The organism is Sphingorhabdus sp. Alg231-15, from assembly GCF_900149705.1.
In the GTDB taxonomy this organism is placed as follows: domain Bacteria; phylum Pseudomonadota; class Alphaproteobacteria; order Sphingomonadales; family Sphingomonadaceae; genus Parasphingorhabdus.
In genome coordinates this window covers 1,020,116-1,040,342 of sequence record NZ_LT703001.1, presented here as the reverse complement: position 1 = coordinate 1,040,342, position 20,227 = coordinate 1,020,116, and the positions used below count along the sequence as shown (strand labels likewise).

Annotated in this window: 20 protein-coding genes; 17 read left to right on the top strand and 3 right to left on the bottom strand. The window is 52.7% G+C overall.

Going from position 1 to position 20,227, the window contains the following annotated elements; genetic code table 11:
- The first annotated feature begins 2 nt into the window (after window positions 1–2).
- From rpsE to gdhA, 7 genes are all read left to right on the top strand, one after another.
- Window positions 3–740: a 30S ribosomal protein S5 gene (gene rpsE / locus DG177_RS05085; RefSeq protein ID WP_108810502.1), complete on the top strand. Its 738-nt coding sequence runs from the start codon at window positions 3–5 to the stop codon at window positions 738–740.
- Between the two features lie 6 nt (window positions 741–746).
- The gene (gene rpmD, locus DG177_RS05080) at window positions 747–926 is read left to right on the top strand and encodes a 50S ribosomal protein L30 (RefSeq protein WP_108810501.1); all 180 of its coding nucleotides are present in this window, start codon (window positions 747–749) and stop codon (window positions 924–926) included.
- Window positions 927–971: 45 nt separating this feature from the next.
- On the top strand, window positions 972–1,526 hold the full coding sequence (gene rplO, locus DG177_RS05075; protein WP_108810500.1) for a 50S ribosomal protein L15: 555 nt from the start codon (window positions 972–974) through the stop codon (window positions 1,524–1,526).
- 181 nt (window positions 1,527–1,707) lie between these two features.
- On the top strand, window positions 1,708–3,081 hold the full coding sequence (gene secY / locus DG177_RS05070) for a preprotein translocase subunit SecY (protein ID WP_108810499.1): 1,374 nt from the start codon (window positions 1,708–1,710) through the stop codon (window positions 3,079–3,081).
- Window positions 3,082–3,124: 43 nt separating this feature from the next.
- Window positions 3,125–3,775: an adenylate kinase gene (locus tag DG177_RS05065; protein ID WP_108810498.1), complete on the top strand. Its 651-nt coding sequence runs from the start codon at window positions 3,125–3,127 to the stop codon at window positions 3,773–3,775.
- A gap of 81 nt (window positions 3,776–3,856) precedes the next feature.
- The gene (locus DG177_RS05060; RefSeq protein ID WP_108810497.1) at window positions 3,857–4,468 is read left to right on the top strand and encodes a polyketide cyclase; all 612 of its coding nucleotides are present in this window, start codon (window positions 3,857–3,859) and stop codon (window positions 4,466–4,468) included.
- A gap of 130 nt (window positions 4,469–4,598) precedes the next feature.
- Window positions 4,599–5,954, top strand: coding sequence for an NADP-specific glutamate dehydrogenase (gene gdhA, locus DG177_RS05055; protein ID WP_108810496.1), 1,356 nt, complete (start codon window positions 4,599–4,601; stop codon window positions 5,952–5,954).
- Between the two features lie 102 nt (window positions 5,955–6,056).
- Here gdhA and DG177_RS05050 read toward each other — a convergent pair whose 3' ends face one another.
- Complete coding sequence (locus tag DG177_RS05050) at window positions 6,057–6,800, bottom strand: autoinducer binding domain-containing protein (protein WP_108810495.1); 744 nt, start codon at window positions 6,798–6,800, stop codon at window positions 6,057–6,059.
- 4 nt (window positions 6,801–6,804) lie between these two features.
- Between DG177_RS05050 and DG177_RS17650 the strand changes: the two genes are divergently transcribed.
- Window positions 6,805–7,692 carry a helix-turn-helix transcriptional regulator gene (locus DG177_RS17650; protein ID WP_337658526.1) on the top strand — a complete coding sequence of 296 codons (888 nt, stop codon included), beginning with the start codon at window positions 6,805–6,807 and terminating at the stop codon, window positions 7,690–7,692.
- Window positions 7,693–7,885: 193 nt separating this feature from the next.
- Here DG177_RS17650 and DG177_RS05035 read toward each other — a convergent pair whose 3' ends face one another.
- The gene (locus tag DG177_RS05035) at window positions 7,886–9,340 is read right to left on the bottom strand and encodes a hypothetical protein (protein WP_108810493.1); all 1,455 of its coding nucleotides are present in this window, start codon (window positions 9,338–9,340) and stop codon (window positions 7,886–7,888) included.
- A 280-nt stretch (window positions 9,341–9,620) separates the two neighbouring features.
- On the opposite strand from DG177_RS05035, the gene rpsM reads away from it, so the two are divergent.
- The 5 genes from rpsM (at window position 9,621) to DG177_RS05010 (ending at window position 14,350) form a co-directional block, all read left to right on the top strand.
- Window positions 9,621–9,989: a 30S ribosomal protein S13 gene (gene rpsM / locus DG177_RS05030; RefSeq protein ID WP_108810492.1), complete on the top strand. Its 369-nt coding sequence runs from the start codon at window positions 9,621–9,623 to the stop codon at window positions 9,987–9,989.
- A gap of 48 nt (window positions 9,990–10,037) precedes the next feature.
- A complete protein-coding gene (gene rpsK, locus DG177_RS05025) occupies window positions 10,038–10,427 on the top strand; it encodes a 30S ribosomal protein S11 (protein ID WP_066745015.1) in 390 nt (129 codons plus the stop codon).
- A 103-nt stretch (window positions 10,428–10,530) separates the two neighbouring features.
- Complete coding sequence (locus tag DG177_RS05020) at window positions 10,531–11,589, top strand: DNA-directed RNA polymerase subunit alpha (protein WP_108810491.1); 1,059 nt, start codon at window positions 10,531–10,533, stop codon at window positions 11,587–11,589.
- An 82-nt stretch (window positions 11,590–11,671) separates the two neighbouring features.
- Window positions 11,672–12,094, top strand: coding sequence for a 50S ribosomal protein L17 (gene rplQ / locus DG177_RS05015; RefSeq protein ID WP_108810490.1), 423 nt, complete (start codon window positions 11,672–11,674; stop codon window positions 12,092–12,094).
- A gap of 99 nt (window positions 12,095–12,193) precedes the next feature.
- Window positions 12,194–14,350 carry a prolyl oligopeptidase family serine peptidase gene (locus DG177_RS05010; RefSeq protein ID WP_108810489.1) on the top strand — a complete coding sequence of 719 codons (2,157 nt, stop codon included), beginning with the start codon at window positions 12,194–12,196 and terminating at the stop codon, window positions 14,348–14,350.
- Between the two features lie 25 nt (window positions 14,351–14,375).
- On the opposite strand, the gene gyrB is transcribed toward DG177_RS05010, so the two are convergent.
- On the bottom strand, window positions 14,376–16,874 hold the full coding sequence (gyrB, locus tag DG177_RS05005) for a DNA topoisomerase (ATP-hydrolyzing) subunit B (protein ID WP_108812783.1): 2,499 nt from the start codon (window positions 16,872–16,874) through the stop codon (window positions 14,376–14,378).
- Window positions 16,875–17,045: 171 nt separating this feature from the next.
- Between gyrB and DG177_RS05000 the strand changes: the two genes are divergently transcribed.
- Genes DG177_RS05000 through DG177_RS04985 form a run of 4 tightly spaced genes read left to right on the top strand, consistent with a single transcriptional unit; the run spans window position 17,046 to window position 20,079 of the window.
- A complete protein-coding gene (locus DG177_RS05000; RefSeq protein ID WP_108810488.1) occupies window positions 17,046–17,480 on the top strand; it encodes a GxxExxY protein in 435 nt (144 codons plus the stop codon).
- A 3-nt stretch (window positions 17,481–17,483) separates the two neighbouring features.
- Window positions 17,484–17,885: a hotdog fold thioesterase gene (locus DG177_RS04995; protein WP_108810487.1), complete on the top strand. Its 402-nt coding sequence runs from the start codon at window positions 17,484–17,486 to the stop codon at window positions 17,883–17,885.
- 56 nt (window positions 17,886–17,941) lie between these two features.
- Window positions 17,942–18,457, top strand: coding sequence for a hypothetical protein (locus DG177_RS04990; protein ID WP_337658525.1), 516 nt, complete (start codon window positions 17,942–17,944; stop codon window positions 18,455–18,457).
- A 41-nt stretch (window positions 18,458–18,498) separates the two neighbouring features.
- Window positions 18,499–20,079 carry an AMP-binding protein gene (locus DG177_RS04985; RefSeq protein ID WP_108810485.1) on the top strand — a complete coding sequence of 527 codons (1,581 nt, stop codon included), beginning with the start codon at window positions 18,499–18,501 and terminating at the stop codon, window positions 20,077–20,079.
- The last annotated feature ends 148 nt before the right edge of the window (window positions 20,080–20,227 follow it).

The following is a 20,227-nucleotide window of genomic DNA, read 5'->3' as shown; positions in this document are numbered from 1 at the left end:
GCATGGCCGAAGAAGAAAAAAAATCAGAAGGCACACCAGCCGCTGCAGCACCAGCTGAAGCTGCTCCTGAAGAAAAGAAATCTGAGCGTCCTAATGAACGTCAAGGTCGCGGCGGAAACCGTGGCGGACGTGACGGCGGACGCGGTGGCCGTGATGGCGGACGCGGTCGTGGCCGTGGTCGTGGTGGCCGGGATCAGGATCAGGGCGAAGAACTGATCGAGAAACTGGTGCACATTAACCGTGTTTCGAAAACTGTTAAGGGCGGTAAACGCTTTGGTTTTGCGGCATTGGTTGTGGTTGGTGACGGCAAAGGCCGTGCTGGTTTCGGTAAAGGTAAAGCACGCGAAGTGCCTGAAGCCATTACCAAAGCAACAGCCGCTGCGAAAAAGAAAATGGTTCGTGTTCCATTGCGCGAAGGCCGCACTCTTCACCATGATGGCAAAGGCCAGTTTGGTGCAGGCAACGTGACACTGCGTTCGGCGCCTCCCGGTACCGGTATCATTGCTGGTGGTCCTATGCGTGCGGTTTTCGAAAGCCTTGGTGTTGCCGATGTGGTTACCAAGTCTAACGGAACATCCAACCCTTATAACATGATCCGGGCGACCTTCGTGGCGCTTGGTGAACAGACCAGCCCCAAGGCTGTGTCCCAGCGGCGTGGCAAGAAAGTTGCCGATCTGCTAGGCCGCGGCGGCGCTTCTGAAGCTGAGGCTGAAGCCGAAGCTGCAGCAGTAACGGAGTAAGGCATAATGGCTAAAGTGAAAATCAAGCAGGTTGGTTCGCCAATCCGTCGCCCCGAAGAACAGCGCAAGACGCTGATCGGACTGGGCCTGAACAAAATGCACCGTGTTTCCGAACTGGAAGACACACCGGAAGTGCGCGGTATGATCCGTAAGGTGCACCATCTTGTAGAGGTTGTTGAAGGCTAAAACCGGAAACAATCGTGCGAATAAAAGCGAAAGCGAGTACACGACATGAAACTGAATGAAATTAGAGATAATGACGGCGCGCGCAAATTGCGCACCCGTATTGGCCGCGGCATTGGTTCCGGCAAAGGTAAAACCGGCGGACGGGGTCAAAAAGGCCAGAAGTCTCGCTCCGGTGTTTCGATCAACGGTTTTGAAGGTGGTCAGATGCCCCTTCACATGCGGCTTCCGAAGCGTGGTTTCAACAACCCGTTCGGTACCGACTATGCTGAAGTCAATCTGGGCATGATCCAGAAGTTCATCGATGCCAAGAAGCTGGCCAATAAAGGCACGCTGGATCAGGCAGCGTTGAATGCCGCTGGACTGACTCGTGGCGGCAAAGACGGCGTTCGTCTGCTGGCCAAGGGTGAAATCAAGGCGAAAATCACCATCGCTGTTGCTGGCGCTTCCAAAGCGGCTATCGAAGCGGTGGAAAAAGCAGGCGGCAAGGTTGAAATTCTTGCTGGCGCAGCGGCTCATCGTCCAAAAGGCGAAAAGAAGGCTACACCTTCCAAGCCAGCAAAAGAGAAAAAGGCCGCCAATAAGGCCAAGAAAAAAGACTAATTTAGTCTAATCATGGCCCCGCCAGGCATTAGGGCCTGGACGGGGCCATTCTTTTTTACCCGTATTGGCGCAGCTTGATGCCCAAGAGCCTTGTTTTTCGGGCAGCAACATCCGATATGGGATCGATGCATTGATTTGAAGGCGAATTGCCTTCATGAACGGCGGGCAAGGAACTACTAAAATGGCATCAAAAGCCGATCAGGTCGCAGCAAATTTGAGCCTGGCAAAATTCGGAGAAGCAACCGAACTCCGCAAACGTATCTGGTTTACGCTGGGTGCATTGGTGGTTTTTCGTCTGCTCAGCTTTGTTCCGCTTCCAGGTGTTGATCCTGTTGTTTTGGCGGATCTGTATGATCAGACGCGCGGCGGTGTTCTTGATATTTTCAATACGTTCTCAGGCGGTTCGCTAGAACGGATGAGCCTAATCGCGCTCGGCGTCATGCCCTATATTACGGCATCGATTGTCGTCCAGTTGGCCGCCGCTTTGTCGCCGACTTTGGCTGCGATCAAGAAAGATGGTGAGGCTGGACGCAAGAAGCTCAACCAATATACCCGCTATGGTACGGTTGGACTGACCGCGATCCAGGGCTATTTCATCGCTGTCGGCCTTGAGAGCTTTGCCTCGCAATCCGGCCTGCAAGCAGTTGTTAACCCCGGTATGGGCTTCCGTATCGGCGCGGTTATCAGTCTTGTCGGCGGTACTTTGTTCCTGATGTGGCTGGGTGAGCAGATTACCAGTCGCGGTATCGGTAATGGTATCTCGCTGATCATTATGGCCGGTATTGTTGCGCAGATGCCAACCTTTGTCAGCAACCTCATGGAAGGTAGTCGCACGGGTTCGATTGGCGCTCTGGTCATCGTCGGCCTGATCGCGATGGTCGTTGGTCTGGTATTATTCATCAGTTTCATGGAACGCGCGCAGCGACGGGTGTTGATTCAATATCCAAAACGCGCCACACAAAATGGCGTTATGCAGGCGGACCGCAGCCACCTTCCATTGAAGGTGAACACTGCGGGCGTTATTCCGCCAATCTTCGCCTCTTCGCTTTTGCTGATGCCGCTAACTGTCAGTCAGTTTGCCGGGAATGCAACGGCGGGTGAGAGTGCGGGTAGCGATTTCATTATCGCGCTGAACCAATATCTCTCGCACGGCCAGCCGCTATATATGGCGCTTTATGCTGCCGGGATTATCTTCTTCTGTTTCTTCTATACTGCGGTTGTTTTTAACCCAGAGGAAACCGCAGATAATCTGAAGAAAAATGGTGGTTTCGTACCTGGTATTCGCCCCGGTAAGAATACTTCTGACTATCTCGACTATGTGTTGACCCGTATCACAGTGGTTGGCGCCGCTTATCTGGCGCTGGTTTGTGTGCTGCCGGAATATGTAATGGCGCAGACCAATCTGCCGCTATTCTTCCTCGGCGGGACAAGCTTGCTGATCATCGTCAACGTCACGGTCGATACTGTGACCCAGATACAGAGCCACTTGCTGGCCCTTCAATATGGTGATCTGCTTAAAAAAGCGAAGCTCAAAGGCGGCCGCCGGAAGCGCTAAAAATATCCCTCGGGATTTACAAGGTTATAGGGGACAGTAACTTATGGACATCATCCTGTTGGGACCACCGGGCGCCGGCAAAGGCACCCAAGCCGGCCTTCTCGAAGACGAACACGGTATGGTCCAACTGTCCACTGGCGACATGCTGCGCGCGGCCGTAAAGGCTGGCACGGAAGTCGGCCTGAAGGCAAAGGCCCTGATGGATGCCGGCGAGCTGGTTCCGGATGAAGTGGTGTCGGGAATTATTGGTGACAGGCTCGATGAACTCGGTCCTGACAAAGGTGTCATTTTCGATGGCTATCCTCGCACCGAAGCACAAGTCTATTCCCTTGACGAGATATTGACTGCGCGCAATCGCAAACTCCATCATGTGATTGAGTTGGCTGTCGATGTTGAGGCATTGGTAGAACGGATCACCGGTCGCTTCACCTGCGGCAAATGTGGCGAGGGCTATCACGACACATTTAAACAAACTGCCAAAGAGGGGGTTTGTGACGTTTGTGGTTCGACAGAATTCAAACGCCGGCCAGATGATAATGAAGAAACCGTCCGGACACGGATGGGCGAATATCGCGCGAAGACACAGCCGATCCTGCCAATCTACGAAGAACGCGGGATTGTGACGAAAGTCGACGGCATGGGCAGCATGGATACAGTCAGCAATGCGATAGAGGCTGTTCTCGCGCTCGATTAAATGCAGCCGCGATAATGGCTGTTAGTCATTGCCACTGACAAGGATGCTTATTAGTCTTCGCTGCAACAGGGGAGACTAAGATTGTTCCGATTCATATTATCACTAGCGGCTATATTCACCGCGACAGCTGTTCAGGCTGAAGTTACCAATACCGCCGAGAATGGCTTCACCGTAAAACATGCCGCAGCGGTCAGTGCTCCGCCAGAAGTCGTGTGGAAAACGATCGTCGCACCGGCGCGCTGGTGGAATGGCGAGCACAGCTTTTCGGGCAATGCGGAAAATTTCTATCTGGTGCCACAGGCGGGCGGTTGTTTTTGCGAGCTGCTCCGCACAACCAGCGAAGACAATATCAAATCGGCGGAAGGCAGTGTTCAGCACATGCGCGTCCTGTTTGCACAAAACAACAAGGCGCTGCGGATGTCCGGTGCGCTTGGGCCATTGCAAGGCGAGGCCGTGACCGGCACGCTTACTATTGGACTAAGGCCTGACGGTGAGAATACGGCTGTATCCTTCGTCTACAAAGTCGGGGGTTACATGGAGTTTCCTGTCGATCAGATCGCGCCTGCGGTCGATGGTGTGATTGGTGAACAGCTCACCAGGCTGGCAGCGCTTTTTGCACCCGAAGAACAAGCCGAAGAAGAAGCCGAAACAGAACCAGAGGGCGAACCGGAAGAAGCCGAACAAGCGGAATAATTAGGGCCAAATATCAAGACTTTACCAATCGGACAAATTGCCGTTAATATGCTGCCCAGATCAAATGCGATTCGAGGACATTGCAGATGATAACGGGCGCGCAGATAATCACCTAAGGGGGAGTATAACGATGGCCGTTTCCGATCATGTAGATTTTCCAACATTCATGGAAGGCGTGAAAAAGCGCAATCCCGGGCAGACCGAATTTATCCAGGCGGTGCAGGAAGTCGCCCAGGATATTTACGGATTTATTGAAGACAAGGAAGAATATCACGCAGCGCAGATCCTGCGCCGTATGGCAGAACCCGACCGGGTGGTGTCGTTCCGTGTCTGCTGGGAAGATGATAATCATAATATCCGCGTACAGCGCGGTTGGCGGGTGCAGAATAACAATGCCATCGGCCCTTATAAGGGCGGCATCCGCTTCCACCCCAGTGTGACCGAAAGCGTGCTGAAGTTTCTCGCCTTTGAACAGACGTTCAAAAATTCGCTGACCGGTCTGCCTATGGGCGGCGGTAAGGGCGGTGCCAATTTCAATCCCAAAGGCAAATCAGACGCTGAGGTTATGCGTTTCTGTCAAAGCTTCATGACTGAGCTATACCGCCACATTGGCCCTGATACGGATGTGCCAGCCGGCGACATAGGCGTGGGCGGCCGTGAAATCGGATATATGTTCGGTCAATATAAGCGGATCACCAATCGCTGGGAAGGTGTGCTGACCGGCAAAGGCCGGGAATATGGCGGCAGTGAAATGCGGCCAGAGGCGACCGGCTATGGTGCGGTCTACTTCATGCAGAATATGCTCGCGCACAAAAAGGACACGATCGAAGGGAAGACGGCGGTTATTTCCGGGTCGGGAAATGTTGCAACCCATGCTGCGGAACAGATTACCAAACAGGGCGGCAAGGTTCTTACACTGTCCGATAGTGGTGGCTTTGTTCATGATCCCGATGGTTTTACCCAAGAGAAGATTGACTGGGTCAAAGATCATAAGACCCACCGCCGCGGACGCATGTCCGAATATGTTGAAGAGTTTAAAAGCGCGACGTTCCACGAAGGCGAGCGCCCATGGAGCGTGGCTTGCGATCTGGCTCTGCCTTGCGCCACACAAAACGAACTCAACGAAGACGAAGCAAAAATGCTGGTCTCCAATGGTGTGAAAGCCGTGTCGGAAGGCGCGAATATGCCAACCACATTGGAAGGCGTTCATGTCTTCCACGACGCCAAGATCATGTATGGTCCGGGCAAGGCGGCCAATGCCGGCGGTGTTGCTGTCTCTGGTCTCGAAATGAGCCAGAATGCAGAGCGCATCAGCTGGAACCATGAGCGGCTCGGCACCATGTTGACAGAGTTGATGGAAGGCATTCACAGCCAGTGCGTCGAATATGGCGATCAGGGCGATGGCTATGTCGACTATGTGAAAGGCGCGAATATCGCAGGCTTCAAGAAAGTTGCCGATGCGATGCTGGCTTACGGGGTAGTTTAAGCACTAGATGAATAACGGCCCGCCGGCATGATCCCGGCGGGCCGCATTTTTTGTAAATAGGTTTTTTTATTTCCAACAGCGGCCAGATATTGGCTCTCACAGCTAGAGGTTAAGGATACCTAGTTCCAAGGCTTTGATGGTCGCGCCAACCCGGTCATTGACCTCAAGTTTCGTAAAAATGCGGCGGACGTAGGTTTCAGCGGTGGTTTGGCTAATTCCCAGTTCGGCAGCAATTATTTTGCTGGAACGTCCATTGCCGATTTGTCTCATCACTTGACCTTCTCGCTCTGATAGATGGACTTTGATATTGTCAGCTTGCTCTAGCACACGACAAATCCTGACATGGGCGGCTAGAGCGATGGTAGAGACTTTTAAAATCAGCTTCTTGTCGAAAAGCATTTCTGTTTGCCGAAATGAAAAGGACGAATATGCTGATCGAACCTTCTGTCCAAATAGTGGAATGCCAACCCCCTCATGCAGTCCAAAAGCCTCTAGCTGTGCAACAAAACTCCTCTCCTGAGGATTGAGTTTGCGCGCCTTTATGGCATCTTGCCAAAGCATCGGTTCACCATGTCGCATGACAATATCCGGAATAGGATCATGCTCACGAAGATGTTCATGCTCGTAAAGTTCAATCCATTTTTTTGGAAAGCCCTCGGCTATCAAGTGGACAGATTCGTCGGTTTGTGAATGAAGCTTTGGTGTCAGATGGTAGCTGATCCGGTTCGCTCCCAGGCTGATCGATGCAGATCGCAATATCCGAAGAATATCGGCAACCCGGTTTTTCTGTTCAATCTCCTCAACGGTTTTGCTCAAAATGATTTCTTGTTTTTCTTGCAAGGTCAAAATATTGGCATCCCGTTATTCCCCATATCCAGCATCTCTGAGCGGGTTCAAAATTTTTTGCAAGATGTCCTCAATCCTTGTGACATCATATTTCTTGGCAATGAGTAAGTCCTCTTCTTCAGAAACATGCTGCATCCCTCAGTTCAAGCCAGGAAAGATTCCAGAATATATGCCAGACAGAGATAGTTGTCTTGATATCTGGCTATGCAATAGCCCACCAGAAATCTGGCAATACTGCTTGCAGAAAAGCCGTGCACTCGGGTTTAAGGTCCTTGTCTATGTGGCACCGCCACCGCACAAAAAGCCGACCGATCGACGAACCATTGCGAGATTCCATGGTATGTCGGTGTCCCAGTTCCAAAAATTTGCCATCATGGGGCTCGTAGGCGAGGGGCATATTACAACAAGGAACAGCATATTTGATGCTAAGCCTTTCCGATGGTCCGACATTGGGCAGTTTACGGCACAGAAAAAGCGATTTGATGCACTCAATATTCTGGCGGGCCAAAATGGACTGACTGATGGCTGGATTGTTCCGGTTTATGGTCCTCAGGGGAGAGTTGCCATGGTCTCGTTCGGGGTTCCTCAGGTTTCTGGTCTCATGGTCGATCAAATGGCCAATGAGCTTCAAGAACTGTCTCAACTGGCCCATCTAAGACTGTGTCAAATCACTCCCTATCTTTTTGAACTGGAGAAACCCCTTTCCAAAAGGGAGACACAAATTATTGCGTGGGCGGCCAAGGGAAAATCCAATAGCGAAATTGGATTGATACTCAATATTTCAGAATATTCGATCGACAGCTATCTGCGCCGTGCGTTCGCCAAATTGGGTGTGAATGATCGGACGTCCGCCGCGGTGAAGGCGATAAGTATGGATCTGATCAGAATTTGAGCCCAGTGCATTAGCATTCCAAGCGCATTGGCGTTCCAACGGTGTGAAATCGGCGGGGTAGTTCAAATACAACAGCCCGGCCAAACTAACGTAAATGATCTTCCCATATCCATTTTGGTGACCAAAGCGGATAAAGCTTGCCCATCTAAACGGGAGCTATTTTGTGGGACTATCAGTATCTGTTGAGGCGATGCTAGCCAATTCTCCCCTTAAGGCGGATGGATAGACTGGTGGCGCCAGAACCCGTATTTGGTGCCATGAAGCCGACCGGGCTTACCCGGATATGGGTGACGGCAGGATCGGTGCCGTCCCCAGAATCTGTTGGGCTATAGCCAAAATTGCTGCCGTCGGTTGAAAAGGAAACCGAGTCCGTGGGATCGCCAAGTCCGCCAAAGCTAAAGCCTAGTCCCGAACCCGGACTGCCATCCTGAAACTGGATGGGGCCGGATCCCGGTGCTGCGAAATCTGTGATGACCAATGCCAGTTCTGGCGGCAGCGCTTCGGTGATGATCACGCTATCGTGATTGGGCGGAGAATTGCCGCTGTTCTGGACCGTGATGAGATATTCAACCGTCGCGCTGGGCAAAGCAAAATCGCCACCGACTTCGTCGAGAAAGGATACGCTTGCTTTGGTGACTGACAGGGCCGGTTCCAGCAAGGCATGAAAGCTTTGGGAAAAAGCGATGATCGAGGCAGATTCATCAATGTGGTTCCGCTCGCTGTCCCTTGCATTGTCTTCGTCGACCGTCAGTCCGATCGATGTACTGCTCAGACTGCACCGGCGTAACCAGCCGCCATCGCCGCCCAAGTGACTGTTTTTCTTGGCGATCACAATCGCATTGGCGCTGGTTTGTCCGAAGCCATTGGTGAAGCAGCCATTTCCCCATCCACGGATATTGACGCCGGTGTTGACGGTACTCCAGTTAATTGGGTTGCTGGATAGATCGGGAAACGTTCCACTGACATCTGCTGGAAAAGCGATCCACCCAACCGTCTCGGCTGAAGGTATTGGGCCGGCATTGGCTTCGCTCCGTTCCAACGCGACTTGGAAACCGCTCGCCGTCAAACTGTCGAGCGTGGCAGTGATGAAGGGTTGGGAGCTTTGGCTGGCAACCGTTCGGGTTTCGCTATTGGCCGTCTGGATTTGTGCAACCACGCTGGGGGTGCCGGTAAGCGTTGATGAAAAGGATACGGATGCCCAGCTTTCCGTGCCGGCAACGCCGCTGCCATGCTGCACGGCCGAGATGCTGGCTGTTCCGGCTTCGACAATCTGCCCATCGGGAAGCACATGGCGGCCCGGTTCAACCGCTAGATAATGGACATTCTGGGAAGCATGAGGACCATCGAAATTGTCCGGCTCCAGGATAAGCTCGTCAAAGCCAGTCGTGGTGATATTGGTAATCCGAATGGCGGCAGCGTCCGACCCATTATTGTCAGACAAGGCCACGACGATCGGGATGGTGTCAAAAGCTTGCAGGAAGTTGACACGTACGACATTGCTGTTGGTGCCAGTATTATGGGCGGTAAAGCTGCCCGCTTCGAACCGTCCGGCCTGGGCAGGGGTGGCAAAAACCATCAGCATACCGAATGCCACAAGCATCGATACCAGCTGCGCTAGGCACGCATTGGTCCATTTTACTACCCACATGCCGACAACTTATCAGAAGCAGGTTAAGGAATTTTTGACTTGCTCGCTGCAACATGTCAGAAATGCTGTCGGCGTTGTTCTGCGAAAAAGCCGTGTCAGTCGCATAAGCCGCTATTGACAGCACCAGCGACTCTCCCTATTTGGGCTTTATTCGAAATCCAACACAACCGGCAACGCTTTCGTGGCGTCCGCTGGTTTTGTGCGTTTTGGATGTGTTTTTAACAGCTTAGCGATGAGATAGAGGCCGGCGAATCGGTCTCTGTGGAGCAGGAGAAAAATATTGGCACGTATTGCCGGGGTAAATATCCCAACAAACAAGCGCGTAATTATCTCGCTTACCTATATTCACGGTATCGGACGCACGAAAGCGGCTGAAATTGTTGAAAAATTGAAAATCGATCCAGCCCGCCGGGTTCAGGACCTTACCGATCAGGAAGTTTTGCAAATTCGTGAAACCATTGATGCGGATCTGACTGTTGAAGGTGACTTGCGTCGTGAGACCGCAATGAACATCAAACGTCTCATGGATCTGGCCTGCTATCGCGGTCTTCGCCATCGTAAAGGACTTCCTGTTCGCGGACAGCGTACGCATACCAATGCGCGCACCCGTAAAGGTAAGCCCAAGGCGATTGCCGGTAAGAAAAAATAAGATCTGTCTACAGACAGTTATCTTTTGGATATTAGGTAGGAATTTCAAATGGCTCGCGAACCACAACGCGTAAAAAAGAGCGCGCGTAAAAATATTTCGGCAGGCGTAGCGCACGTCAACGCCACATTTAACAACACGATGGTCACCATCACCGATGCACAGGGCAATGCGATAAGCTGGTCTTCTGCAGGTATGATGGGTTTTAAAGGCTCTCGTAAATCTACGCCGTACGCGGCGCAGGTTGCAGCGGAAGACGCTGGCAAAAAAGCAGCTGACCACGGTGTTCGCACCCTGGAAGTGGAAGTGAAAGGACCTGGCTCTGGCCGTGAGTCCGCTCTTCGCGCGCTGCAGGCCGTCGGTTTTACCATTACCTCGATCCGCGATGTTACGCCGATCCCGCATAATGGTGTCCGTCCGTCCAAACGTCGTCGCGTTTAAGCCACGCAAGTTTACGGGAGCTATCCGGCCGGTAGTTTCCAATTTTTGGTAATTCGGAGTGGTAACGGTCCAACCCACTCTTTGAACTCACTAGGGGAAGTCCATGACTGTCAATATGAAGAACTGGCAAGAACTCAAAAAGCCCAATGTTCTCGATATAAAATCTGGTGGTGATCCCAAGCGCAAAGCTACTTTTGTAGCGGAACCTCTTGAGCGCGGCTTTGGCTTGACCATTGGTAACGCACTGCGCCGTGTTTTGCTGTCATCGCTGCAAGGCGCTGCAGTAACCTCGATCAAGATCGAAAATGCCCTGCATGAATTTTCATCGCTTCCCGGCGTCCGTGAAGATGTCACCGACATTGTTCTGAACGTCAAACAGATCGCTTTGAAAATGGAAGGCGAAGACGCCAAGCGTTTGCAGCTTTCTGCAACCGGTCCTGCTGAAGTGACTGCAGGCGACATTGCGGTTTCCGGCGACATCGAAGTGATGAACCCTGATCTGGTTATCTGTCACCTTGACGAAGGCGCGTCGTTCAACATGGAACTGACCGTCAACGTTGGTAAAGGCTATGTTCCTGCGGTTGCTAACCGTCCGGCAGATGCACCCATCGGCTTGATCCCGGTAGACTCGCTCTACTCGCCAATCCGTCAGGTTTCTTACAAAGTCGACAATGCCCGCGTTGGTCAGGAGCTTGACTTTGACAAGCTGAACCTCACCATCGATACCGACGGCACCGTGACCCCGGAAGATGCCATTGCTTATGCAGCGCGCATTCTTCAGGACCAGTTGCAGCTGTTCGTGCATTTCGAAGAAGCTTTGGAAAGCGTGTCATCGCCTATCGGCATGGCAGCGGCTCAAAGCCAGCAGGAAAGCGACGCCAACCAGCTCAACCGCTACCTTCTCAAGAAGGTCGACGAGCTGGAACTTTCGGTTCGCTCGGCAAACTGTCTCAAGAACGACAATATCATCTATATTGGCGATCTCGTGCAGAAGACCGAAGCCGAAATGCTGCGTACGCCTAACTTTGGCCGCAAGTCCTTGAATGAGATCAAGGAAGTGCTCTCCAGCATGGGTCTGCGTCTCGGCATGGACATCCCCGGATGGCCGCCTGAAAATATCGAAGAAATGGCGAAAAAGCTTGAACAAGAGCTTTTGGGCTAAACAGGTTTTTGGCGGTGGCCTGAACATCACCGCCCGGATTGGGGTACCTGATACGGCCCCCATACAAACAGGAGTATAGAATATGCGTCATAGAATGAAGGGCCGCCGTATGCAGCGGACCGGTGCTCACCGTCAGGCTTTGCTGAAAAACCTGTCTGCGGCACTGATCAAGCATGAGCAGATCATGACAACCCTGCCTAAAGCCAAAGAAATGCGGCCTTATGTGGAGAAACTGGTCACATTGGCGAAAAAAGGTGGCTTGTCCAACCGTCGTCTGGCGCATGCGCGTTTGATGGACGAGACTCAGGAAAAGAAGCTCTTTGGCGAGTTGGCCGAGCGTTACAGCGACCGTAGTGGCGGTTATACGCGGATCATCAAAGCCGGTTTCCGTGATTCCGATGCTGCTGCAATGGCGGTAATCGAACTGGTTGACCGGAACGAAGAAGCAAAAGGTCAGGACAGCGGTCCAGACCAGAATGCTGAAGAAGATTTCGAAGAGGCGTAAGCCACTTGAGCTGAGTAACAGTTTCAATTGATATAAGAGGCCGTGAGCGATAAGCTCGCGGCCTCTTTTCTTTGTGTTTTACAGTTTTCGGGGAATTTTATGCGTATCACCAGCCTATTTGCTCTGGCACTGGCCAGCAGTTCGGCAATCACCTCCAATCCGGCCTTTGCCCAATCCGAAACACAAGCGAAGGATGATGCTCTGACCTATCCGAAAACCAACACTGTCGATGTTGTTGAAGAACAATTTGGGGAGCCCATTGCTGACCCCTATCGTTGGCTGGAAAATGACGTGCGTGAAGACGCAGATGTCGCCGCCTGGGTCGCAGCGCAAAATGCAGTAACCGACAGCTATCTGGCCACTTTGGAGGGCCGCGAACCGCTGGCTGCAGCTATGACCGCTCTTTTTGACTATGACGAGCTTGAACCACCAGTCAAAGTGGGTGGAAAATATTTCTACGAACGCAAGAGTGGCGGCCAGAATCAGGCCATACTTTACGTCCGGGATGAGGATGCCGGTGAAGAGCGCGTGCTGATCGATCCTGCGGATTGGTCCGAAGATGGCGCAACGGCGCTGGCGGAATGGAAGCCTTCGGAAGATGGCAGTTTGCTTGCTTATGCGGTTCAGGACGGCGGCTCTGACTGGCGCACCTTGAAGGTCATGAATGTCGCAACTGGCGAGATTATGAAGGACACTGTGGAATGGGTGAAATTCAGCGATCTTGCCTGGATGCCGGGCAATAGCGGCTTTCTCTATTCCCGTTTTCCCGAGCCGGAAGAGGGGGAAGCTTTTCAGTCACTGAACAAAAACCACACCATCTATATGCATATGCTCGGCAAGGAACAAAGCCGGGATATCAAGGTTTACGCTACCCCTGAGCAACCTGAATTGAGCCATACTGCTACGGTAACCTCGGACAAGAGATGGGTGGTTATCACATCCTCCTCCGGAACCGATGATCGTTATGAAATTACTCTGGTCAAAGTGGATGCCAATGAAATTGAGCCGCGAAAGCTTGTCAGCGGTTTTGATCACAACTGGTCGCTGATCGATGGCGTTGGCGATACGCTCTATTTTGCGACCAATAAGGATGCACCGCGCCTGCGGGTCATGAAAACTGATGTCAGTGCCGAGACACCGGAATGGATCGAAGTTGTCCCTGAGCATGTCGCGACGATTGACGATGCCATTTTGGTCGGTGACACGCTGGCGGTGGATTATATTGATGATGCCAAAAGCCGGCTCGAGCTATTTGCGCTAGATGGTGCTCCCAAGGGCTTGGTGAATCTGCCAGGGTTGGGACAAGTGAAAGGGCTGGACGGATCGGCAAAGGCATCTGAAGGCTATTTCGCCTTTGAAAGCTTCAACCGGCCTGCGACAATCTATAATTTCAGTGCAGCCGGTGCACCGACTATCTGGGCAAAACCGGATATTCCTTTTGACCCCGAGAGCATTACTGTGTCTCAGCGCTTTTACGAGAGCAAAGATGGCACTAAAATCCCGATGTTCCTGGTCCACAAAAAGGATCTCGACCTAAGTGAGGGCGCGCCAACGCTGTTATACGGTTATGGCGGTTTCAATATTTCGGTCCTGCCGGGATATAGTGCACCGAAATTGGCGTGGATTCAGGCGGGCGGTGTTTATGCCTCTGCCAATCTGCGCGGCGGTGGTGAATATGGCAAAGAGTGGCATGATGGCGGACGCTTGCAAAACAAACAGAACGTGTTTGATGATTTCATTACCGCTGGTGAATATCTGATCGCCGAAGGCATTACACCCAAAGACGGCCTGGCGATTGAAGGCCGTTCCAATGGCGGTCTGCTGGTCGGTGCGGTGATGAATCAGCGCCCGGACCTGTTCACCGCCGGTCATGCTGCTGTCGGCGTGATGGATATGCTGCGCTTCGATCGGTTTACCGCCGGTCGTTATTGGGTCGATGACTATGGTTATCCCAACAAGGAAACGGATTTCCGGAAATTGCTGAGCTATTCGCCCTATCACAATATTCAGGATGGTACGGACTATCCGGCGCTGATGGTCTCAACGGCGGATACCGATGACCGTGTGGTTCCGGGGCATAGCTTCAAATATACCGCACGCCTGCAAGCGCTTAACACCGGTGACAAACCACATTTGATCCGCATCGAAACGCGGGCAGGGCATGGCAGCGGTAAACCGACAGACAAGCTGATCGAGGAATATTCCGATATTTACGGCTTCATGGCCGATGCCATCGGATTGAAAATTGCCGACTAGCTTTCACTAGCCAGGATAAAATCGGTTAAACGTCCAGATTGGCAACGTTCAGCGCGTTATCGACGATAAACTCCCGCCGTGGTTCGACCACGTCGCCCATCAGCTTGGTGAATATTTCGTCGGTGACATCGGCTTGTTCGACCGTAACCTGCAGCAGAGAGCGGACTTCCGGGTCCAGCGTGGTTTCCCATAGCTGTTCGGCATTCATCTCTCCCAGGCCTTTGTAGCGCTGGAAGGATAGCCCTTTGCGGCCAGCGGCCAATATCGCTTCCAGCAGTTCTGACGGACGGGTGATAAGCGTACCTTCGGTTCCTGCACTGCCATCATCTTCACTGTCTTCTGCCGCGCCTTTCACCAGACGGCTACTCTTGGCGTAGGTGGCGCTCTGTTCAGAGGCGAGACTATGCAATTTGCGGGCCTCTGCAGACTCCAGAAATTTGGTTTCGATGATGTGATGGTCGGTCACACCGCGCCAAAGCCGTTCAAACAGATAGCCGTTTTCTTCGGATAGGCTGCCTGACCAACGGCCTTCGTCGTCGACGGCATCCATCCAAGCCGCGGCAGCCTCCACAGCGGCTTGCCGCTCGGCAGGGCCATGTTGCGGATTAAGCGCGCCGGTCAGCGCCATGGCTTCGACAATCGTGCTGTCATAGCGGCGCGGGACATAGGCCATAAGTGCCCGCATGCGCCGGCCATGCTCGACCAGACTGCGTAAATCCTCGCCGGACCGTGCACCTTCACTGGTCTGCAAGATCATGCTCTGCAGACCGGCATCAACCAGATACTGGTCGAGCGCGTTATCGTCTTTCAAATAGACCTCGCTCTTGCCCTTGCCAACTTTGTAGAGCGGCGGCTGTGCGATGTAGAGATGCCCATTTTCAACGATTTCCGGCATTTGCCGATAGAAAAATGTCAGCAGCAAAGTGCGGATATGCGCGCCATCGACATCAGCATCGGTCATGATGACAATCTTGTGATAGCGCAGCTTTTCAATGTTGAAATCTTCTCGGCCGATGCCCGTGCCCATCGCCTGAATCAGCGTGCCGACCTCTTTGGAGGAGAGCATCCGGTCAAAGCGGGCGCGTTCGACGTTGAGGATTTTACCCTTGAGCGGCAGGATTGCCTGATAATGGCGATCGCGGCCCTGTTTGGCAGAGCCACCAGCAGAATCACCCTCCACCAGGAACAGTTCGGATTTTGCCGGATCGCGTTCTTGGCAATCAGCCAGTTTGCCGGGCAGGGAGGCAATATCCATTGCGCCTTTGCGCCGGGTCAGCTCACGCGCCTTCTTGGCCGCTTCCCGAGCCGCAGCAGCGTCGATCACTTTCTGGACAACCATGGCGGCATTTTGCGGATTTTCTTCCAGCCATTCCGCCAGTTTGTCAGCCATCAGGCTTTCCAGAGGCTGGCGGACTTCGGAGGAAACAAGCTTATCCTTGGTTTGTGAACTGAATTTCGGATCAGGCAGTTTGACCGATACAATAGCGGTCAGGCCTTCGCGCATATCATCGCCAGTCAGTTTGACTTTCTCTTTCTTGAGTGCACCAGAGCTTTCGGCATAGTTGTTCAACGTCCGCGTCAGGGCCGATCGGAAGGCTGCCAGATGGGTGCCGCCATCGCGCTGCGGAATGTTGTTGGTGAAGCACAGGACATTTTCATAATAGCTGTCATTCCACTCCAGTGCGACGTCGATGGTTACATCATCGCGATCACCATGGATGGCAATGGGATCCGGCACCAGGGCGGTCTTGTTGCGGTCGAGATATTGCACAAAGGCCGCAATGCCGCCTTCGTAGAACAGATCGATTTCCTTGGCTTCTTCGTGGCGTTCGTCACGCAACAGGATGTGGACGCCGCTATTCAGGAACGCAAGTTCACGGTAACGGTGCTCGAGCTTCTCAAAGTCAAATTCGGTAATCTTGAACGTCTCAGGCGAGGGGAAGAAAGTAACCCGCGTACCCTTTTTATCACCCGCATCACCAATGACTTCCAGGGAGCGCACGGCATCGCCAAATTCAAAGCGCATATTATGCTCTTTGCCATCGCGCCAGATATTGAGTTCGAGCCACTCGGACAGCGCGTTCACAACGGAAACACCAACACCGTGGAGACCGCCGGAGACCTTGTAAGCATTGTCATCCGATGTATTTTCAAATTTACCGCCCGCGTGGAGCTGGGTCATGATGACTTCGGCTGCACTGACACCTTCTTCCTTGTGCATGCCCACAGGAATACCGCGGCCATTATCCTCCACAGATACACTACCATCAGCATTCAAAGTGATCAAAATCAGGTCGCAATGGCCGGCCAGAGCCTCGTCAATCGCGTTATCCGATACTTCAAACACCATGTGATGCAGGCCCGAGCCATCGTCAGTATCACCGATATACATGCCGGGCCGCTTGCGAACCGCATCAAGCCCCTTCAGGACCTTGATGGAGTCAGCGCCATATTCATTTTTGTTGGAACTATCGGAAGCGTTTTCAGTGCCTTCGGGGGTGTCATTTTCTGTGTTTTCACTCATGGATGCAAGATAGCGGTTAGGCACTCTAAACCCAAGCAAATTGTTGGATTTTGGCATATTATTTTACTGGTTTTTCAATTGCTTAACATAAGCGGACAAATAGGATAATTTTCTCGCGCGAGCCGCAGGCCGACCGCAAGGTCAACGCGCGAAGAATGCGAAGAAGTTCCGGTGAAATATTCGGTGGACGAGCTGTCGGCCATTGCTGTGGATTGTGGCTATAAACTGCATGTCAACCTGGGACCTGGGTTGCTTGAAAGTGTCTATGAAGTATTGCTCGCCAAGGCTTTTGAACGCCGCGGGTTAAGAGTCGATCGGCAAAAGCCGATCCGTATAAAATACGAAGATATCCTATTGCGGGAAGGTTTTCGTGCGGACCTAATTGTGGAAAAAAGACTTCTTATCGAGTTAAAGTCAACCGAACGGCATCTGCCGGTCCATGCCAAACAGGTATTGACCTATCTGCGTTTGATGCACTTACCACTCGGTCTTCTCATGAACTTCGGTTCTCCCACCTTTAAAGAGGGTTGCAAGCGTATAGTGAACAACCATAAGAACTTAGCGTCTTCGCGGCTTCGCGTGAACCAAACAAAAAATGGGCCATAGATTATGAGTAACCCCGCCGACATCGTCCCCTTTGCCAAAACCATGGGCATCAAGATCACCGAAATGACCAAGGATAAAATCCTTGGGGAAATGCTGGTACGTCCAGATATCTGCACGGCCGGTAATGGCCGCGGCACGCCGTCCATTCATGGCGGGGCTGTGATGACTTTCGCAGATGTATTGGGTGCTTTTGGCGGCTTTGCTAACTTGCCGGAAGGCTCGAACGGCACGACCACATCCGAGAGCAAGACCAATTTTCTGAACGCCGCGCCAGAAGGACAGATACTCTACGGTGAGGCTGTACCGCTGAAAGTCGGAAGGCGGCAGTCGGTCTGGCAATCACGATTATCGCTAGAAGACGGGACATTGGTTGCGGTGGTCACTCAGACCCAGATTGTGTTGTAGGTCGATTGATCATTCAAATCTTTCCAAAAGCCTGCCTTTTGGTCTAGACCATAGAGATGATGAGAAGTTTGATCCCCGCCGCGATAATCTGTTTTGCAGCCAGCGCCTGTTCTGAAACCACGCAGGTCAGTGATGACTTGCAGGAAAGTCAGACCGATACTGCCAATCCTACTGGCCGGACGGAGCGCGTTGGCGCCAATCCTGGCGAGCGGCCGGTGCGTATCGGCGAAGGTGGCCCGCGCTTTGATGCCTGTCAGGCCATGGGCCGGGTAACCGGCTTGCGCGAGGCGGAACTTGATGTTCTTATCGCACCGTTCGATGCCGCAGAGCGCAAGGATGGACTGCCTGCGGGTCAGTTGGTCCATATCTGTACGCGCAGCCACGATCAGCAATGGCTGGGCATCGTGTATGATGACACGGCAACGGCCGCTGGGCCGGGCAATGACAGCGCTACAACCGGCGGATCGCAGGATTGCGGTGTTTCTTCGCCCGTACGATCCAAACGCAACTATGACGGTCCCTGTAAAAGCGGCTGGGTTGAAAGCACGTTCGTCAGACTGGTCGCCGGCTAATCGGATTGCATTTTTTCGCGTGATGCAGGAAGTAACGGATCATGACAAAAATTGACCCTATCGCCTATCTCGAACAACCTTTTGGCAACTTATCGGATCTCATCAATGCTCATGCTGTCAACCAGCCTGATCGCATTGCTTTGGACGATGGCGAGGAGCGGCTCAACTGGCGGGAAACTGCAGCTTTGGCCAATCGTGTCGCAGCGCAATTGCAGGCCGACGGTTTGCGGAAAGGGCAGGCGGTATCGATCCTCGGGGCGACCACCATCCGCTACGCTATCGCCTATCTTGGCGCCATAATAGCAGGCGGTTGTGCGGCCCCTTTGACAACTTCCGCCACACCCAAGCAGCTCGCCAATATGATGGCCGATAGCGGCGCAATGCATCTATTTGTCGACAGCGCCAAGCGAGCCGAACTTTTCGAAAGCGGTATAGATCTGCCGCCGCTCCAACACATCATGATGGATGCCGCGGAAGAGGACGCCCCGCTGATGCAGGACTGGATGGCAGAGGACGGTGCAACGCCCGCTGATCCCGGCGTCGGGCCCGAAGATCCATTCAACATCATCTATTCAAGCGGCACCACCGGCACACCCAAAGGCATTGTCCATAGCCGTCAAATGCGATGGTATCAGATGGCAGTTGGCGAAAATTCGGGCTATGGGCAGCCGGGCCAGGTCTCCCTGTTTTCCACGCCACTCTATTCGAACACGACTCTCGGTATCTTCGTCGCAACCGTTGCTTATGGCGGGACTTCCATTCTCGTGCGCAAATTTGATTGCCAGCGGTGGCTGGAATTGGCGCAGGAAAACCGCGCGACCCATACAATGCTTGTCCCAGTGCAATATCAGCGGCTGATGGATTTTGATGGATTTGACGATTATGATCTCAGCAATTTCACTCATAAATATTGCACCAGTGCGCCTTTTTCGGCGGAACTGAAGGCGGAGGTCATCGCACGCATGCCCGGCGGCCTTATCGAAATCTATTCAATGACCGAGGGCGGGGTCGTCTGCATTTTACTGGCGCACGCATTTCCCGATAAGCTTCACACGGTTGGTATCGCCTGGGGTGGTAGCGAAGTGATTACAGTGGATGAAGATCTGAACCGCTTGCCTGCCGGCGAGATGGGTGAGCTGGTCGGGCGCTCGCAGACTATGATGAGCGGCTATCAAAACCAGCCGGAAAAAACGGAAGAAGCCAGCTGGTATGACGAAAATGGCGACCGCTGGCAGCGTATGGGCGATATCGGCAAGGTTGATGAAGATGGCTTCATCACCTTGATGGGCCGGTCCAAAGACATGATAATCTCTGGTGGTTTCAACATCTATCCCCGCGACTTGGAAGAAGCGCTAATGATGCAACCGGATGTTGCCGATGCTGCTGTGGTTGGTGTTTCGTCCAAGCAATGGGGAGAAACACCGGTTGGATTTGTCGTTCCAGAAGAAGGCGCATCGCTGGATCTGGAGGCCGTAAAAGCGGCGACCAACGCGGAACTCGGTAAAACTCAGCGCCTGTCAGAACTACACCTAATCGATGAACTGCCGCGCAGCCATATCGGTAAAATCCTGAAAACTGAATTGCGGGACAAAGCGCAGCAGGGGGTTACAGCCGCCGGTTAACCTTATTTCTAAAGGCTTTATTGTCGATATTGATTACATTCATGACATGGTTAATGATAATTTAACCGTGTAAGTATCTGTAAAATATATGCTTCGTAGAAATGGCATGAGGCCTGCTTCTCTGACATGCAAATGGCTTCGAACTGTT

Excerpts from the sequence above, each read along its gene's own strand:
- rpsE (WP_108810502.1), top strand. The coding sequence starts at position 3 with ATGGCCGAAGAAGAAAAAAAATCAGAAGGCACACCAGCCGCTGCAGCA.
- rpmD (WP_108810501.1), top strand. The coding sequence starts at position 747 with ATGGCTAAAGTGAAAATCAAGCAGGTTGGTTCGCCAATCCGTCGCCCC.
- rplO (WP_108810500.1), top strand. The coding sequence starts at position 972 with ATGAAACTGAATGAAATTAGAGATAATGACGGCGCGCGCAAATTGCGC.
- secY (WP_108810499.1), top strand. The coding sequence starts at position 1,708 with ATGGCATCAAAAGCCGATCAGGTCGCAGCAAATTTGAGCCTGGCAAAA.
- DG177_RS05065 (WP_108810498.1), top strand. The coding sequence starts at position 3,125 with ATGGACATCATCCTGTTGGGACCACCGGGCGCCGGCAAAGGCACCCAA.
- gdhA (WP_108810496.1), top strand. The coding sequence starts at position 4,599 with ATGGCCGTTTCCGATCATGTAGATTTTCCAACATTCATGGAAGGCGTG.
- DG177_RS05035 (WP_108810493.1), bottom strand. The coding sequence starts at position 9,340 with ATGTGGGTAGTAAAATGGACCAATGCGTGCCTAGCGCAGCTGGTATCG.
- rpsK (WP_066745015.1), top strand. The coding sequence starts at position 10,038 with ATGGCTCGCGAACCACAACGCGTAAAAAAGAGCGCGCGTAAAAATATT.
- DG177_RS05020 (WP_108810491.1), top strand. The coding sequence starts at position 10,531 with ATGACTGTCAATATGAAGAACTGGCAAGAACTCAAAAAGCCCAATGTT.
- rplQ (WP_108810490.1), top strand. The coding sequence starts at position 11,672 with ATGCGTCATAGAATGAAGGGCCGCCGTATGCAGCGGACCGGTGCTCAC.
- DG177_RS05010 (WP_108810489.1), top strand. The coding sequence starts at position 12,194 with ATGCGTATCACCAGCCTATTTGCTCTGGCACTGGCCAGCAGTTCGGCA.
- gyrB (WP_108812783.1), bottom strand. The coding sequence starts at position 16,874 with ATGAGTGAAAACACAGAAAATGACACCCCCGAAGGCACTGAAAACGCT.
- DG177_RS04995 (WP_108810487.1), top strand. The coding sequence starts at position 17,484 with ATGAGTAACCCCGCCGACATCGTCCCCTTTGCCAAAACCATGGGCATC.
- DG177_RS04990 (WP_337658525.1), top strand. The coding sequence starts at position 17,942 with ATGATGAGAAGTTTGATCCCCGCCGCGATAATCTGTTTTGCAGCCAGC.
- DG177_RS04985 (WP_108810485.1), top strand. The coding sequence starts at position 18,499 with ATGACAAAAATTGACCCTATCGCCTATCTCGAACAACCTTTTGGCAAC.